Origin of the sequence: Fictibacillus iocasae (assembly GCF_042665465.1) — a bacterium.
Lineage (GTDB): Bacteria > Bacillota > Bacilli > Bacillales > Fictibacillaceae > Fictibacillus > Fictibacillus iocasae.
The window spans coordinates 163592-177623 of record NZ_JBHTCP010000013.1 but is presented as its reverse complement, the minus strand read 5'-3'; the positions used below and the strand labels follow the sequence as shown (position 1 = coordinate 177623).

General features: G+C 48.2%; 17 protein-coding genes. 14 read left to right on the top strand and 3 right to left on the bottom strand.

Annotation, left to right across the window (positions count from 1 at the left end):
• The first annotated feature begins 3 nt into the window (after window positions 1-3).
• On the top strand, window positions 4-411 hold the full coding sequence (locus tag ACFQPF_RS07535) for a F0F1 ATP synthase subunit epsilon (protein WP_379748170.1): 408 nt from the start codon (window positions 4-6) through the stop codon (window positions 409-411).
• A gap of 192 nt (window positions 412-603) precedes the next feature.
• Here ACFQPF_RS07535 and ACFQPF_RS07530 read toward each other — a convergent pair whose 3' ends face one another.
• On the bottom strand, window positions 604-1194 hold the full coding sequence (locus ACFQPF_RS07530; protein ID WP_379748168.1) for a hypothetical protein: 591 nt from the start codon (window positions 1192-1194) through the stop codon (window positions 604-606).
• Window positions 1195-1382: 188 nt separating this feature from the next.
• On the opposite strand from ACFQPF_RS07530, the gene ACFQPF_RS07525 reads away from it, so the two are divergent.
• From ACFQPF_RS07525 to ACFQPF_RS07510, 4 genes are all read left to right on the top strand, one after another.
• Entirely contained in the window at window positions 1383-1928 is a 546-nt protein-coding gene (locus tag ACFQPF_RS07525) for a glycerol-3-phosphate responsive antiterminator (protein ID WP_379748166.1), read from the top strand.
• A 188-nt stretch (window positions 1929-2116) separates the two neighbouring features.
• The gene (locus ACFQPF_RS07520; RefSeq protein WP_379748164.1) at window positions 2117-2944 is read left to right on the top strand and encodes an MIP/aquaporin family protein; all 828 of its coding nucleotides are present in this window, start codon (window positions 2117-2119) and stop codon (window positions 2942-2944) included.
• Window positions 2945-3267: 323 nt separating this feature from the next.
• A complete protein-coding gene (gene glpK / locus ACFQPF_RS07515; protein WP_379748162.1) occupies window positions 3268-4770 on the top strand; it encodes a glycerol kinase GlpK in 1503 nt (500 codons plus the stop codon).
• Between the two features lie 237 nt (window positions 4771-5007).
• Window positions 5008-6666: a glycerol-3-phosphate dehydrogenase/oxidase gene (locus ACFQPF_RS07510; protein WP_379748160.1), complete on the top strand. Its 1659-nt coding sequence runs from the start codon at window positions 5008-5010 to the stop codon at window positions 6664-6666.
• Window positions 6667-6717: 51 nt separating this feature from the next.
• On the opposite strand, the gene ACFQPF_RS07505 is transcribed toward ACFQPF_RS07510, so the two are convergent.
• Window positions 6718-7107 (bottom strand): DUF1722 domain-containing protein, encoded by a 390-nt coding sequence (locus ACFQPF_RS07505; protein WP_379748158.1) that lies wholly within the window; start codon window positions 7105-7107, stop codon window positions 6718-6720.
• Between the two features lie 172 nt (window positions 7108-7279).
• Between ACFQPF_RS07505 and ACFQPF_RS07500 the strand changes: the two genes are divergently transcribed.
• Window positions 7280-7525: a hypothetical protein gene (locus tag ACFQPF_RS07500; RefSeq protein WP_379748156.1), complete on the top strand. Its 246-nt coding sequence runs from the start codon at window positions 7280-7282 to the stop codon at window positions 7523-7525.
• Window positions 7526-7560: 35 nt separating this feature from the next.
• On the opposite strand, the gene ACFQPF_RS07495 is transcribed toward ACFQPF_RS07500, so the two are convergent.
• Complete coding sequence (locus ACFQPF_RS07495; RefSeq protein WP_379748154.1) at window positions 7561-7758, bottom strand: hypothetical protein; 198 nt, start codon at window positions 7756-7758, stop codon at window positions 7561-7563.
• A 175-nt stretch (window positions 7759-7933) separates the two neighbouring features.
• On the opposite strand from ACFQPF_RS07495, the gene ACFQPF_RS07490 reads away from it, so the two are divergent.
• The 8 genes from ACFQPF_RS07490 (at window position 7934) to nuoK (ending at window position 14026) form a co-directional block, all read left to right on the top strand.
• Window positions 7934-8308: an NADH-quinone oxidoreductase subunit A gene (locus ACFQPF_RS07490; protein WP_379748152.1), complete on the top strand. Its 375-nt coding sequence runs from the start codon at window positions 7934-7936 to the stop codon at window positions 8306-8308.
• A complete protein-coding gene (locus ACFQPF_RS07485) occupies window positions 8299-8811 on the top strand; it encodes a NuoB/complex I 20 kDa subunit family protein (protein ID WP_379748150.1) in 513 nt (170 codons plus the stop codon). Before ACFQPF_RS07490 ends, ACFQPF_RS07485 begins: the two co-directional genes overlap by 10 nt.
• Window positions 8811-10142 carry an NADH-quinone oxidoreductase subunit C gene (locus ACFQPF_RS07480; protein WP_379748148.1) on the top strand — a complete coding sequence of 444 codons (1332 nt, stop codon included), beginning with the start codon at window positions 8811-8813 and terminating at the stop codon, window positions 10140-10142. The genes ACFQPF_RS07485 and ACFQPF_RS07480 overlap by 1 nt, the downstream gene beginning before the upstream one ends.
• Window positions 10143-10145: 3 nt before the next feature.
• Window positions 10146-11246 carry an NADH-quinone oxidoreductase subunit D gene (locus tag ACFQPF_RS07475; RefSeq protein WP_379748146.1) on the top strand — a complete coding sequence of 367 codons (1101 nt, stop codon included), beginning with the start codon at window positions 10146-10148 and terminating at the stop codon, window positions 11244-11246.
• Entirely contained in the window at window positions 11246-12247 is a 1002-nt protein-coding gene (gene nuoH, locus ACFQPF_RS07470) for an NADH-quinone oxidoreductase subunit NuoH (RefSeq protein ID WP_379748144.1), read from the top strand. Before ACFQPF_RS07475 ends, nuoH begins: the two co-directional genes overlap by 1 nt.
• Window positions 12248-12780: 533 nt before the next feature.
• The gene (nuoI, locus tag ACFQPF_RS07465) at window positions 12781-13200 is read left to right on the top strand and encodes an NADH-quinone oxidoreductase subunit NuoI (RefSeq protein WP_379748142.1); all 420 of its coding nucleotides are present in this window, start codon (window positions 12781-12783) and stop codon (window positions 13198-13200) included.
• Complete coding sequence (locus tag ACFQPF_RS07460) at window positions 13197-13715, top strand: NADH-quinone oxidoreductase subunit J (protein ID WP_379748140.1); 519 nt, start codon at window positions 13197-13199, stop codon at window positions 13713-13715. Before nuoI ends, ACFQPF_RS07460 begins: the two co-directional genes overlap by 4 nt.
• The gene (gene nuoK / locus ACFQPF_RS07455) at window positions 13712-14026 is read left to right on the top strand and encodes an NADH-quinone oxidoreductase subunit NuoK (RefSeq protein WP_379748138.1); all 315 of its coding nucleotides are present in this window, start codon (window positions 13712-13714) and stop codon (window positions 14024-14026) included. Before ACFQPF_RS07460 ends, nuoK begins: the two co-directional genes overlap by 4 nt.
• Window positions 14027-14032 lie beyond the last annotated feature (6 nt).

Here is a 14032-nt window from a genome sequence, read left to right as displayed (position 1 = left end):
TGAATGAAAACCATTCAAGTAAGTGTAGTCACCCCTGATGGTCCTGTGTTTGAAGGAAATGCGAGAATGGTCAGCGCGAAAGCAAAGAGCGGGGAGCTCGGCATCCTGCCAGGGCACATTCCCCTCGTTGCCCCTTTAACCATCAGTGCCGTTCGCGTGCATGAAGAAGATGGGAAAACACACTACGTGGCCGTTAGTGGCGGATTTATTGAAGTGCGACCTGAAAAAGTGACGATTTTGGCTGAGTCAGCAGAAGCTGCAGGCGAGATCGAAGTAGACCGTGCAAAAGCTGCGAAAGAGCGTGCTGAAAAGCGCCTCGCCGGCAGCAAGCAGGACGACGTCGACTTCGCCCGCGCGGAGCTTGCTTTGAAAAAAGCAATCAACCGAATCGATGTAGCAGCACAAAAGTAATGAAAAAAGGCAAACCAGCTCAACGGCCGGTTTGCCTTTTTATATGTGTTAAGATTTGGCGCACAAACTTATGTAAGGGGCGCGAAAATAATAATTTTGATGGGGAATTCGCGCGCAAGCGCGCGAATCAGCAGAAAATTAAATCAAAATGGCGCGCAATTTCAATCATGCCTTTTTTTCACGAGACCTCTTTTATTCCCAATCATCCGCATGTACACTAACCACATATTTAGTTCGAGGCAAATAGGTAACGGTAACAGATTCGCCTTCCAACTCGTTAACATAAAAGCTTTTGTCAATAAAAAGCTCAAGCGTGCTATAAGATTCCCCATTTATATCGAAGCCCTCTAAATAGATGTAATCATCATCAAAATCAGCATGGCGGGGTATTCCGTTAACTGTTGGACATTGCTTGCTGTCAAACGCTTTTTTATCCTGAACGAGGTAATACGCCTCTCTTATTGAAAAGAGAAACAATACGAATAAGGCAATCGCCAGCAATCCAAAAAACAACTTGCCGATGATACCCATTAAATCGAACAACCACGTAAAAAAGACGCTCATTAAGCCGAATATCGAGCCCATGATTAGGGTCCAGTATAAGATGCGCAGCACGTAATGGTTCTCATATAAATTGAGCAGCACAATGGAAACAATAAGCGTAGCGCCGAGAGCACCGGCTATGTATGTAAGTATTCTTATAAATAGCGGGGCTGGTGGCTGTTCTTTCTTTAAATGCTTTAGCCTCTTTTTCTTCTTTTTGGTTAGAGCAACAGTGGACACCGTATCCCTCCTGTAAGTGATATGGACATTTTTAGGTCATTATCCTATACTTTTTATTTTGGATGACAGTTACTTGTTTAGCAAGCAAAATAGAGGGAAAACTTGGAGAAATGCATATTGAAAAGAGGAATGTTTGATTTGGTAAAGAATGTTAATCGTGTGTGCAAAAATGATCTGGGGGGAGTGATATGAGTTTTTTCGGACAATCCGTATTGCCGGCAGCTAGAAAGATGAAGGATTTTGAGAAGCTGCTGAAATCAGATTATGAATACATCATCTGCCTCGACGCCCATATCAGCCAGCTGAAATTCATGCTGCAGATGGGACATGCCAGCAAAAAGAAAGTACTTGTGCATCTCGATTTAATCAACGGCTTAAAAGCCGACGAGTATGCCGTCGAATTTCTCGCACAGGATTTCAAGCCTGCCGGGATCATTTCCACCAGATCGAATTGCATCATTAAAGCGAAAAAAAAGAACATGATCGCCATCCAGCGTCTGTTCCTCCTGGACTCGATCGCCCTTGAAACGAGCTATAAAATTGTGGAACGTGCACAGCCTGACTTTTTAGAAGTCCTTCCAGGCATCATGCCGGAAATTATAAGAGAGGTAAAGAATGCCTCAGGTACACCGGTCATTGCCGGCGGATTGATACGAACAAAGGAAAACGTCCGAATGGCGCTTGATGCAGGTGCAGAAGCGGTCACGACTTCCAATCCCGAATTGTGGATCTGATTTATTTCACGATAACCATTTGACAACGTTTACATTCCTGCTATAATAGGGGACAAGTTCATAAATGTGACGGAGAAAATGGAGATCCACAAAAGCGGCCTTACATCAGTACGGTTTGTTTTTTCGTGGGTCTTTTTTTGTCCGTTATTTTTATAAAAAATGAAAACGCTTAAAAGGAGGATGTCTTCATGACACCATTTATCGGAGAATTAATCGGCACCATGCTACTCATCATATTCGGGGGCGGGGTTGTCGCAAACGTAAGCCTAAATAAATCGAAGGCACAAGGCGGGGGTTGGATTGTTGTTGCTCTTGCTTGGGGTCTAGCTGTATCAATCGGTGTTTATGCTGTCGGCAGTGTCAGCGGTGCCCATCTTAACCCGGCTGTAACGCTCGGACTTGCTTCAATCGGAGAATTTCCTTGGGCAGATGTACCAAGCTATATCATTGCACAGATGCTTGGAGCTATTTTAGGAGCAACAGTCGTTTACTTGCATTTCCTGCCGCACTGGGCAGCAACAGAGGACAAAGCGACCAAGCTAGGCGTCTTCTCAACAGACCCTGCTATCCCGCACACGTTCTCAAACGTATTATCAGAGTTTATCGGAACAGCCGTTTTGCTGGTCGGACTTTTATCAATCGGAGCGAATAAATTTACAGAAGGGTTAAATCCTTTAATAGTCGGCTTCTTTATCGTCGCAATTGGTTTATCACTAGGCGGTACAACAGGATACGCGATCAACCCGGCACGTGACCTAGGACCTCGCATCGCGCATTTCATCCTTCCGATCGCTGGCAAAGGCGGATCGAACTGGGGCTATGCCTGGATCCCTGTTATCGGGCCAATCTTCGGCGGTGTATTCGGAGCCCTTTTCTACCAAGCCGTATTCAAAGGCGAAATCACAACCCTATTCTGGGCATGGACAGCCGCATCAGCCGTACTCCTCATCGCATCCATGATGCTCGGCAAAAAAGGCACACACGCCATCAAACACGGAGACAAGATCAAGAACTAATTTTTTAAATAGTGTTGGTTTTACGGTTTCAAAAAATAATAACAACATTGAAAAAGATTTTGTTCTTCTTAGAAATTGTGCTGCACAGTAAATTAGCAACTATGATTGCTCCATTGAATAAGTTGACCGCAGTGAAAGGTGCCGGCTCCAGCGGGATGAGTGAGACAGGTGAGACCTTCCAAAGGCGCGTGCGACGGAAGGGCTCACCGCTCACCCCGCGGAAAGCGTGCACCTGTAACGGAGGGCAACGTCCTCGCCGAGTTCTTACATCAACAAAGTTATAAAAAGAAACTAGAAAACATATCTAGAGGAGGAACCATTACATGGAAAAAAAGTACATTATCGCGCTCGACCAAGGAACAACTAGCTCAAGAGCCATCCTTTTCAACAAAGCCGGAGAAATCGTGGAAATCGCTCAAAAAGAATTCAAGCAGCATTTCCCTAAGCCAGGCTGGGTAGAGCATAACGCTGATGAAATCTGGAGCTCGATGCTTGCTGTAATCGCGGACGTTTTATTAAAAACACAAACGGATGCAAACGAAGTCGCTGGGATCGGAATCACGAACCAGCGCGAAACAACAGTAGTGTGGGACAAGAACACAGGCCGTCCCATCTACAACGCGATCGTCTGGCAGTCACGCCAGACAGCAGAAATCTGCGATGAGCTAAAAGAGCAAGGGCTGAACGACAAGTTCCGTGAAAAGACAGGGCTCTTGATCGACGCATACTTCTCTGGAACAAAAGTAAAATGGATTTTGGATAACGTAGAAGGAGCGCGTGAAAAAGCGGAAAAAGGCGACCTGCTGTTCGGTACAATCGACACATGGCTCGTATGGAAGCTTTCCGGCGGCGAAGCGCACGTGACAGATTACTCTAACGCATCACGTACGCTCATGTACAACATTTACGACCTGAAATGGGACGAAGAGCTTCTTGACATTTTAGGTGTGCCAGCTTCCATGCTGCCTGAAGTGAAATCGTCTTCTGAAGTATACGCACACACGGTCAACCATCATTTCTTCGGCGAGAACATTCCGATCGCAGGGATTGCTGGCGACCAGCAGGCTGCACTCTTCGGTCAAGCATGCTACGAGAAAGGAATGGCGAAGAACACGTACGGCACAGGCTGCTTCATGCTCATGAACACAGGAGAAAAAGCGGTGCCTTCTGAACACGGCCTTCTCACTACGATTGCGTGGGGCATCGACGGAAAAGTGGAGTATGCGCTTGAAGGAAGTATTTTCGTTGCTGGTTCTGCGGTTCAGTGGCTGCGCGACGGATTGCGCATGCTGAAAAATTCTGCTGACAGCGAACAGTATGCAGAAAAAGTCGATTCAACAGACGGTGTGTATGTCGTTCCGGCATTCGTTGGGCTTGGAACACCATATTGGGATTCTGATGCACGCGGTGCGGTATTCGGCATAACACGCGGAACGGAGAAAGAGCACTTTATCCGTGCAACGCTCGAGTCACTTGCTTATCAGACGCGCGATGTGCTTTCTGCAATGGAAGCAGATTCTGGCATCAAATTGAAAAAGCTTCGTGTTGACGGCGGTGCAGTGAAGAACAACTTCCTCATGCAGTTCCAAGCCGACATCCTCAACACTCCAGTAGAGCGTCCGGAGATTAATGAGACGACGGCTCTTGGAGCGGCTTATCTTGCAGGTCTTGCGGTTGGATTCTGGAAAGACCGCAGTGAGATTGCGGAAAAGTGGAAAGTAGAACGCGACTTTGACGTGAAGATGGACGAAGAACAGCGTGAAGACCTGTATGACGGCTGGAAAAATGCTGTTACAGCGACTCGTGCGTTCAAACGCAAGCGCTAGTACTTGATTTTTTGTAAATAAAGGGTATACTATAGTCAAGTTCATAACGACCGGTTGGAGACATGGAGAGGCCACAAACCCTGCTTAAAGGCTTAAGCAGGCGCTTTGTGGCCTCTTTTTTGCGTTTTTTATCGCGTTAAAGGGTATAACACCAGTAACCGCTTTTCATCCGGCCGTTTAAATACAGCAAGAAATGCATAACTTATAAGCAGATAAATTGTTGGGAGTGATTTGTTCATGGCAGCAGCATTTTCGAGCAAAGCGAGAGAAAATGTATTAGATCATATGAAACAAGGCGAGCTGGATCTTCTCGTTATTGGTGGAGGAGTGACAGGCGCAGGAATTTTGCTAGATGCACATACACGAGGCCTGAACGTTGGGCTTGTTGAGATGCAGGACTTTGCGGCAGGGACATCCAGCCGATCCACTAAGCTCGTACATGGTGGACTTCGTTACTTGAAGCAGTTTGAAGTGAAACTTGTTGCCGAAGTCGGCAAAGAGCGTGCGATCGTTTACGAAAACGCCCCGCATGTGACCACACCAGAATGGATGCTGCTTCCGTTTTATAAAGGTGGAACGTTCGGGAAGTTCTCTACGTCCATCGGCTTGAAGGTGTACGATTTCCTTGCAGGCGTAAAGCGCAAAGAACGACGCAAGATGCTCTCTGTTCCTGAAACATTGGCGAAAGAGCCGTTGTTGAAAAAGGATCAGCTGCTAGGCGGCGGATATTATGTTGAATACAAAACGGATGATGCTCGTTTGACGCTTGAGATCATGAAGGAAGCGGTCGAGCGAGGAGCATCGGCGGTTAACTACTCTAAAGTAACCGGCTTTATTTATAAAGGTAAAAAAGCAGTCGGCGCTTACGTAGAGGATATGCTGACTGGCGAAACACATGAGATCTATGCAAAGAGAATCGTGAACGCGACAGGTCCATGGGTAGATCTTCTGCGCGAGGCGGACCGTTCAAAAGAAGGCAAAGAAATCCACCATACAAAAGGGATTCACCTTGTTATTGATGGCAGCAAGTTCCCGTTGAAGCAAGCTGTTTATTATGACACAGAGGACGGCCGTATGGTGTTCGCCATCCCACGCGGCGGCAAGACATATGTCGGGACAACGGATACCGACTACAAAGGTGACCTTGCCAACCCTGGCATGACAGAGGAAGATTTGAACTATGTGATGAGCACGATCAACTTCATGTTCCCTTCTGTCAACATCACAAAGGACGATGTAGAATCTTCATGGTCTGGACTTCGCCCTCTCATTCATGAGCCGAAGAAAGGCCCTTCTGAAATCTCTCGTAAAGACGAAGTGTTCCACTCTCCATCAGGCTTGCTGACCATTGCAGGCGGTAAGCTGACAGGCTACCGTAAAATGGCGGAAAAAGTGGTTGATATCGTTGCCAGCCAGCTGAAGGAAGAAGATGGACGACAGTTCCCTGGCTGCCAAACGGAGCATATGAAGCTCTCAGGCGGGAAAATGGGCGGCAGCATTAACCTAAAGCCGTTTGTTGCAGATAAGATAGAAGAAGGCGTGGCACTTGGACTTGATGCGGAAAAAGCGAAGGACATGGTGTACCGCTTTGGAACAAACATCGATGACGTTTATGCGATTCTAAAAGAGCGAGGAGAAGAAGCGAAGAAATACACGATGCCGAAAAGCTTGTATGCACAGCTGATCTACAGCATCGAAAACGAGATGGCAGCGACTCCATCTGACTTCTTAATCCGACGCATCTCCGCCTTATATTTTGACATTGATACGGTGTATGCATGGAAAGAAGAGGTATACAACGCGATGGCTGACATCCTTGGCTGGAGCGAAGAGCATAAGCGCAGCATGATTGTTGACTTCGAAGAGCAGATTCGCCTCTCTACTGAAGCGATTTAATGACAACAAGGCGGGGTCCGGCACCTATTAGGTACCGGACCCCGCCTTGTATTATTTTTTTAAAAAAGCCGAATTCTCAAGATAGGCAGAAGGGTACGTTTCAAGCAGGCGGCCAACCGCATCAATCAGCTCTGCAGGAGGCTTCTCACTCATAGCCTCGCCATTCTCCCGATACTGTTTCAAAGCTTTGAAGAAAGCCTCTTTTTCCTCCTTGCTCGCACTCTTTTTGAAATAACCCCATATATGTTCAAACGTATTGATCACGGCTTTTTTTTCAAAGGAAAGCGACTCGAGCTCCTGAATGTACGAGATCACGTTTTGAAAATCTTCCTCTGTCTCAGCTTCTCTCACCATCGATTGCACGTTTTTATAATAATGGTAGCCTTTTGCCATCACGTTATATTTTTGAACCGTCCATAACTGCTGTGCTGATTTTTTCACAGAATCCCTCCCTATGTGAGCTAGTCATTCACCCGATTCATTGAAAAAAAAGGTGTTTGTCCTCCTTCATTCGCCCGAGCATGTCCACTCAAACTGAATAGAATATAGAGAAATGAATGAAGACAAATAAGTCATCATTTCAAAAGAAAAGCAAGGAAAGTAGGAAAGTAAAATGGGAAGAAACTATAACTGGAAATGCAAAGTGGAAAGTTCATCTTGCGGCAATAATGTTGGCGCAGACATGCTCTTTATCGACAAAATCGGAATCGGGACAGAAGTAGAAGTGTTTTTGTTAGGCGGATTCACAATCGAAGGCACGTTCCAAGGCATCGACAGAGGATTTATCTTGGTCCTTGAAGAAGATGGCGACCTTAACCGCATTAACCCACGTTCCATCGTCAACATCGTAGTAGACTGATGGATGAGAAGAAGCCCAGCAACGGGCTTCTTTTTCTATATAAAGTCATAAACTGCTAATGCAATGCTCGATAACAAGATCACTACGGCATAAATAAGTGTAAGACGCGTTAAGTTTTGTTTCGTAGAGTTTCCGTATTTTTCATCACGTGTGCCAGCAAGATAGATTGTGCCGACAAGACCGATAATCGAAAATAGAACAATCAGCCCGTAGGCAAGCCACCAGAAATTCATGCTCATTCCCCCCTACCTTAAAGATAACGGTTTTTATCAAGAGTGCATCTGCATATTATTTACAAATAGATGAACAAATGGACCCTGTAAGTTTAGTGTGACACAATTTTTCCCATTTGTTATAATTGAAATGATACATAATTTTAAAAATTCAGATATCGAGAGGGGCAGCTTGATGGAATTATACCATTTGTACCAAAATAATTACCTCATTGTAGCTGTTTTTTTATTGCTCGGAATTTTGCTGCCGGCAGCCGCACTGACGATTGGAAAGATTCTGCGCCCGTACAAGCCGGTGAAGGAGAAATACACCACATATGAGAGCGGAATCGAACCGTTTCAGCAAAGCTGGGTACAGTTTAACGTCCGTTATTATTTGTTTGCACTGCTGTTCGTCATTTTTGATGTGGAAACCGTCTTCCTTTATCCATGGGCGGTTGCATATGAAGAGCTCGGCGTATTCGCGTTGATTGAAATGGGTATTTTCGTCCTGATGCTTACTCTCGGTTTAATTTATGCATGGAAAAAGAAGGTGCTGAAATGGAACTGAAACTTGATCTTACACCAGAAGAACAAGCCGAGCTTAACCGCAACGTGTTCATGGTCACGCTCGAGCAGGTAAAGGCATGGGCGCGCTCTAACTCCCTCTGGCCTCTCACGTTTGGGCTGGCTTGCTGTGCCATAGAAATGATGGGGACCGGTTCCTCGCATTATGACCTGGACCGATTCGGCACCATTTTCAGGACGTCGCCACGGCAGTCTGATGTGATGATCGTTTCGGGTACTGTCACGAAAAAAATGGCACCTGTTCTAAAAAGGCTGTATGACCAGATGCCAGAGCCAAAATGGGTGATCGCCATGGGTTCTTGTGCGACAGCGGGAGGTCCGTACATTAAATCGTACGCTGTCGTAAAAGGGGTAGACCAGATCGTGCCAGTGGACGTCTATATTCCAGGCTGTCCGCCGAATCCTGCCGCACTTATCTACGGCATCAACAAGCTTCAAGAAAAAATCCGCTATGAAGCGAAAACCGGCAAGAAGGTGATGAGCTGATGACTAAGGAACATGACGGACAAGACGAGTCCCTTTCTATAGAAGAACAGAAGAAAAAAGCAGCAGCAGAAGCAAAGGCCAAGGCACTGGAACTCGCGAAGCAGAGACAAGCAGATAAAGAGTCGCAGCCAGCGGAGAAGTCGCTCTCACCTGAAGAGATCAAAAAGCGTGCCGCAGCAGAAGCAAAGGCCAAGGCACTGGAACTCGCGAAGCAGAGACAAGCGGATAAAGAGTCGCAGTCAGCGGAGAAGTCGCTCTCACCTGAAGAGATCAAAAAGCGTGCTGCAGCAGAAGCAAAGGCCAAGGCACTGGAACTCGTGAAGCAGAGACAAGCGGAAAAAGAGCCGGCAGACCAGGATCAAGCTGCAGATGGAATAGAGAACCACCAGGACGACGAGAAAGAAAAAGCGCTGGCGCTCGCCAAAGCGAAAGCAGCCGCTGCGGCCAAGGCGAAGGCAGCGGCAATGGCCAAGCTGGCTAGAGATAATGAAGAAGCTCCTGCTCAGCCTAAGACTGATCAAGCTGATGAAAAAGCACTTGCTGCTGCCAAAGCGAAAGCCGCGGCTGCAGCCAAGGCAAAAGCCGCCGCAGCCGCCAAAGCCAAGTCGATGCGCGATGCCGGCATATCAGGAGCTACAGGAGACGAAAAAGCACAGGCGATTGCTGAAGCGAAAGCAAAAGCAGCGGCCGCTGCAAAAGCTCGTGCCTCCCGCGCTGCTGGTGACAGTCCTGCTTCAGACGACGAAAAGGCAAAAGCCATCGCTGCCGCTAAAGCGAAAGCGGCGGCTGCTGCCAAAGCGAGAGCCGCGATAGCTGAGAAGGATAATGAGGAGCCTGAAGATAAGAAGCCATCACCAAACGAACCGTTTCTTCTTAAATACAAAAAAATCATTAGTGAATCTATCAGTACAGAAGCTCTTGAAGACGCTTACATCAACACGTTGTCTAAAGATGTGCCCACGCTTGTTGCGAAGGCTGATACGTATTTCGCTGTCGCCGAGCTGCTCAAGACGCACAGCGATCTTTATTTCGACTATTTATCCGAGTCACACGGTACAGATTACAAGACGCATTTTGAGGTGTACAACTATTTTTATTCGTATAAAAACAAGCAATCCGTCGTGCTGAAGGCGAAGGTGGACCGAGATAAAGCCGAGATCCCATCACTTGCCACGCTTTGGGAAGGGGCGAACTGGCCGGAGCGCGAGACGTATGATCTGCTTGGCATCACCTTTACCGGGCACCCGAACTTGACGCGCATCATGATGCCGGATGACTGGGTCGGCCACCCGCTGCGAAAAGATTATGAGCCCTACGATGTGGAGGTGTAACAGATGATCAGAACAGAAGAGATGCTCCTGAACGTCGGCCCTCAGCATCCGAGCACACACGGCGTGTTCCGAATTGTGCTCAAGATCGATGGCGAGACAATCATTGAAGCGACACCTGTTATCGGCTATTTGCACCGCGGCACAGAGAAGCTCGCGGAAAATCTGCAATACACCCAGATCATCCCTTACACCGACCGGATGGATTATTTGGCTGCGATGACGAACAATTATGTCATCTGTCATGCTGTGGAAACGATGATGAACATTGACATTCCTGAACGAGCTGACTTTTTGCGCGTGATCGTGATGGAGCTCGGGCGTGTGGCGAGCCATCTCGTCTGGTTCGGCACCTATTTGCTCGATATCGGCGCGATGAGCCCGTTTTTGTATGCGTTCCGTGAGCGGGAAAGCATCATTAACATGCTGAACGAGATAAGCGGTGCACGCCTTACGTTTAACTATATGCGCGTCGGCGGTGTGAAATGGGATGCTCCAGAGGGCTGGATTGAAAAGGTAAGAGATTTCGTGCCGTACATGCGTGAGCAGCTTGCCGGGTATCACGACCTAGTGAGCGGCAATGAAATTTTCCTTAACCGAGTAAAAGGAATCGGAACATACTCTGCACAGGAGGCGCTGAACTACTCGCTGAGTGGTGCCAATCTTCGCTGTACAGGTGTGAACTGGGACCTGCGAAAGGATGAGCCGTACTCGATCTATAACCGTTTCACCTTTGATGTGCCAGTGCAGAGCACAGGCGATGCATGGGCGCGCTATCAGTGTCGTATGGCCGAGATCGAGGAGAGCCTCAAGATACTGGAACAGGCGGCAGAACAAATGCCAGGCGAAGGTGCCGTCATGGCGAAAGTGCCGAAAATCATTAAGCCGCCAGCCGGCGAGGCGTTCGTGCGCATTGAATCACCACGCGGCGAAATCGGATGCTATATCGCATCGGAAGGAAAGAAAGAGCCGTACCGCCTTAAATTCCGGAGGCCTTCGTTCTACAACCTTCAGATTCTGCCGAAGCTTTTGGTCGGTGAGAACATTTCGAATCTCATCACCATACTCGGCGGCATCGACATCGTACTTGGGGAGGTGGATGGCTGATGATGAACGACCTGCTTCATTCCCAGCCAGGCTGGTATAATGCAGCGGTATTTTTTACGATGGCAGCTGTCTTGCTGCTCGTCGTTCTCGGCTTCGTCACGTATGCGATTCTAGCGGAGCGTAAAGTGCTGGGCTTTATCCAGCTGCGTCCCGGACCGAACCGTGTCGGCGGGAAGCTCGGACTGCTCCAGACGGTAGCGGACGTTTTCAAGCTTTTAATAAAAGAAGACACCATTCCGAAGCTCGCCGACCGTCCGCTCTTTATTCTGGCGCCGGTTCTGACGTTTTCGCCTGCCTTTATGGTGCTTGCGGTTATGCCGTTTACCGAGCATGTGCAGTTCGCCGATCTTGGCGTGGGGCTTCTCTATTATGTGGGCATATCAGGCATCTCAACGATCGGCATCCTGCTTGGCGGCTGGGCATCGAATAATAAATATTCCCTGCTAGGCGGCATGCGGGCAGCCGCTCAGATGATCTCATATGAAATCCCACTCGTCATCTCGGTCGTCGGCGTCATTCTTTTTGCCGGAAGCTTGAACTTGAACGATATCGTAGAAGGACAGAAAAACGTTGCATACATCTTTCTGTCGCCGATCGGCTTTTTCGTTTTCCTGATCGCCTCTATCGCTGAGCTGAACCGGACACCGTTCGATCTGCCTGAAGCCGAATCGGAGCTCGTCGCAGGCTATCATGTGGAATACTCTGGCTTCCGTTTCGCGTTTTTCATGCTGTCAGAGTACGTGTACCTTTTCGCGATGGCATCACTCACAACCGTCCTTTTTCTCGGAGGCTGGAACCCGCTGCCGTTCCTAGAATTCATACCAGGCGCCATCTGGTTCGCCGTCAAATTCAGCATCGTCGTCTTCTTCATGATCTGGATTCGCGGCACACTCCCGCGCCTAAGAGCCGACCAGCTCATGGAATTCGCCTGGAAAATACTCCTCCCCCTCGCACTGCTCAACATCTTCACATCAGCAGCAGTGAAGGAGCTGTTTTTATAGTAGTTGATTTAATACTATTGCTCGCTGGAGGGATCTTTGCTTACCCTCTCGTCTTTTGTGGTATTGCTGCTAAAGAAGTTTATGGTCAATAGTTCTGGCGCTAACATTCGTCAAAGGCTTTTAATCACCTTGAATTCATCTCTGATAAAGTTGATCGTAGTGAAAGGCGCCGACTCCTCGAAAATGAACATCACATTTTCTTCGTGCGATGTCTTGCTGCGCTGCCTTCCTTATCCAGCGGGATGAGTGAGACAGGTGAGACCCTTCAAAGGCGCTTGGCTAGCGAAGGGGCTCACCTGTCCAGCAGAAATGGCTAGCCCCTCGAGGTCAAATGAGCCAGTGCCCAATAAGTCAAAGAGCGATCTTCTCGGTCCCTTTCTCATTTGCTTGTCGGGGCTGAACGAGCCATTCCTGCTTTTCGCCACACCCCGCGGAAAGTGTGCACCTGTAACGGAGATCAACCGCTTCTCTGAATTCATCAATTTTTGGTAAAACCTAATATGTTCCCTCAAGCTATAGAGGAGAGTGATACCATGAAGGGTCTCATAAAAGGATTAAGCTACACCGTCAAGAACCTGGCAAAAGAGAACGTGACGACAAGCTACCCGGATGTGCCGATGATGATGCCGGACCGGTTCCGCGGCATCCAAAAATTTTATCCGGAAAAATGCATCGTCTGCAACCAATGTGCCGCCATCTGTCCGACCGACTGCATCCTGCTCACAGGCAAGCCACATCCGGATCCAGCCAAAAAAGGAAAGATCATCGACACGTATGATATCAACTTCGAGATTTGCATCCTCTGCGACCTGTGTACAGAGGTATGCCCGACAGAAGCCATCGTCATGACGAACAACTTCGAACTCGCCGAGTACAGCCGCGACGAACTGTTCAAAAACCTCGAATGGCTCGATGAAAATGATAACAACGTACGGAAGGAGAACAAAGCATGAACGGGGACATGATTGCTTTTTTCCTTCTCGCGCTTTGTGCGATCACGGGCGGCGTGATGATGATCAGCACCACGAACGTCGTTCATATGGTCGTGTCGCTCATCTTCACCTTTTTGGCAGTCGCCGGCATCTATGTAACGCTGTCGGCTGAATTCGTCGCAGGCGTCCAAGTGCTCATCTATTCTGGCGCCATCACGATCATCATGCTGTTCGGCATCATGCTGACACGCCATGAAAGGGAAGAAGAGGAAAGGACGCCTGTACTCCGTAAAGTGCTGACAGGAGGAGCGATTCTCGTATTCTTCTTCATCCTGTACGGCAAAATAAAGGATTTGAACTTTCCGCAAGGCGATGCGGAGCTGCATGTCGATAACACAAAGAAAATCGGGATCGAGCTCTACTCCAATTATGTGATTCCGTTTGAACTCATGTCGGTGCTGCTGCTGGTGGCGTTGATCGGAGCGGTCATTTTAGCGAAGAAGGACGAAAAGGAAGAAGGAGGCGGGAAGAAATGAGCAACGTACCGTTATCCCTTTATTTGATGCTCGCCCTGATACTGTTTTGCATCGGCCTTTATGGTGCTTTAACAAAGAAAAACGCGGTCATTGTGCTGATCTCGATCGAGCTTATGCTCAATGCCGTCAATATTAACCTCGTGGCCTTCAGCAAATACAGCCTTCATCCCGGGCTGTCGGGGCAGATTTTCACGCTGTTCACGATTGCTGTCGCAGCCGCTGAGGCAGCGGTCGGCCTCGCCATATTGATCTCGCTTTATCGAAACCGCCCGACGGTTCGTGTTGATGAAATGGATACGATGAAGCACTGACGAAGA

Bases quoted from the DNA above. Each gene is read 5' to 3' on its own strand.
- ACFQPF_RS07535 (WP_379748170.1), top strand. From the start codon at position 4: ATGAAAACCATTCAAGTAAGTGTAGTCACCCCTGATGGTCCTGTGTTT.
- ACFQPF_RS07490 (WP_379748152.1), top strand. From the start codon at position 7,934: ATGGAATTATACCATTTGTACCAAAATAATTACCTCATTGTAGCTGTT.
- ACFQPF_RS07520 (WP_379748164.1), top strand. From the start codon at position 2,117: ATGACACCATTTATCGGAGAATTAATCGGCACCATGCTACTCATCATA.
- ACFQPF_RS07510 (WP_379748160.1), top strand. From the start codon at position 5,008: ATGGCAGCAGCATTTTCGAGCAAAGCGAGAGAAAATGTATTAGATCAT.
- nuoI (WP_379748142.1), top strand. From the start codon at position 12,781: ATGAAGGGTCTCATAAAAGGATTAAGCTACACCGTCAAGAACCTGGCA.
- ACFQPF_RS07525 (WP_379748166.1), top strand. From the start codon at position 1,383: ATGAGTTTTTTCGGACAATCCGTATTGCCGGCAGCTAGAAAGATGAAG.
- nuoH (WP_379748144.1), top strand. From the start codon at position 11,246: ATGATGAACGACCTGCTTCATTCCCAGCCAGGCTGGTATAATGCAGCG.
- glpK (WP_379748162.1), top strand. From the start codon at position 3,268: ATGGAAAAAAAGTACATTATCGCGCTCGACCAAGGAACAACTAGCTCA.
- ACFQPF_RS07500 (WP_379748156.1), top strand. From the start codon at position 7,280: ATGGGAAGAAACTATAACTGGAAATGCAAAGTGGAAAGTTCATCTTGC.
- ACFQPF_RS07475 (WP_379748146.1), top strand. From the start codon at position 10,146: ATGATCAGAACAGAAGAGATGCTCCTGAACGTCGGCCCTCAGCATCCG.
- ACFQPF_RS07495 (WP_379748154.1), bottom strand. From the start codon at position 7,758: ATGAATTTCTGGTGGCTTGCCTACGGGCTGATTGTTCTATTTTCGATT.
- ACFQPF_RS07460 (WP_379748140.1), top strand. From the start codon at position 13,197: ATGAACGGGGACATGATTGCTTTTTTCCTTCTCGCGCTTTGTGCGATC.
- ACFQPF_RS07480 (WP_379748148.1), top strand. From the start codon at position 8,811: ATGACTAAGGAACATGACGGACAAGACGAGTCCCTTTCTATAGAAGAA.
- ACFQPF_RS07485 (WP_379748150.1), top strand. From the start codon at position 8,299: ATGGAACTGAAACTTGATCTTACACCAGAAGAACAAGCCGAGCTTAAC.
- nuoK (WP_379748138.1), top strand. From the start codon at position 13,712: ATGAGCAACGTACCGTTATCCCTTTATTTGATGCTCGCCCTGATACTG.